The sequence below is a fragment of the Streptomyces minutiscleroticus genome (assembly GCF_014650875.1).
GTDB classification, from domain to species: domain Bacteria; phylum Actinomycetota; class Actinomycetes; order Streptomycetales; family Streptomycetaceae; genus Streptomyces; species Streptomyces minutiscleroticus.
This window is the reverse complement of sequence record NZ_BMVU01000231.1, coordinates 1-722: the sequence shown is the minus strand read 5'-3', so window position 1 is coordinate 722 and position 722 is coordinate 1. Positions and strand designations below refer to the sequence as shown.

At 37.0% G+C, this 722-nt stretch carries 1 protein-coding gene; it reads right to left on the bottom strand.

Annotated elements, in window-relative coordinates:
* Nucleotides 1-94: 94 nt before the first annotated feature.
* On the bottom strand, nt 95-722 hold a 628-nt coding region (locus tag IE271_RS44505; RefSeq protein WP_190195515.1), incomplete at its 5' end, for an outer membrane protein.

Below are 722 nucleotides of genomic sequence, written 5' to 3'. Positions count from 1 at the left end.
TTGGTTATAAAATCTAAAAAACGCTCAAAAGCATGTTTTAAAAAACCAACCAAAGAGCCTTAAAAAAAGCGTGTTCTAATGTTTGTTTTTAAAGTTATTTAAAGTTATATGTATAGTTAAGATAAACGCTCACCACTCTTTTATAATCCAATTTATCCCCATAATTATCGCTATAGTAATTGACCTTAAAAGCGGGCACTTTAACCCCTAATTCAACACTAGAACCCCCAAGATATATTTCATCGCCATAGCGATCAATATCGTATTCATCGCTATTATAACGAACGCCAAATTTTCCTTGTAACTGAAAAATCGTGTGGCTCTTGACTTGATTGAAAGGGGTGAGATTGTTACTTGCAAACCAAGTGCTAGCCCCTATATCCATGCCAATCACAAGCCCTGAAGATTTTCTAAATGTGTGCCTTGATACCTTTTTTAATGTATTAGCGTCTAGCGTTCTGCCGGTCATGTCTTTGTAAAATATAGAGAGCCCTTTTACCCTTCGTTCAACATCTTCTTGGGACGCTCGCTTATCGTTAGTCCAATTAATGAGCAAATCCGTATTGAAACCATAGGGTAAAAAGACGATTAAACCGCTGCCAGGAACAGAACCAACGCCACCAAGTTGGTAACCGAAAAAAAGAGAGTGCCTAAACCCTATAATCCTTTTTTTACCCAAAAAATATTTATACCCAAAGCTGAGTTCATTAAAAAGACCGCCC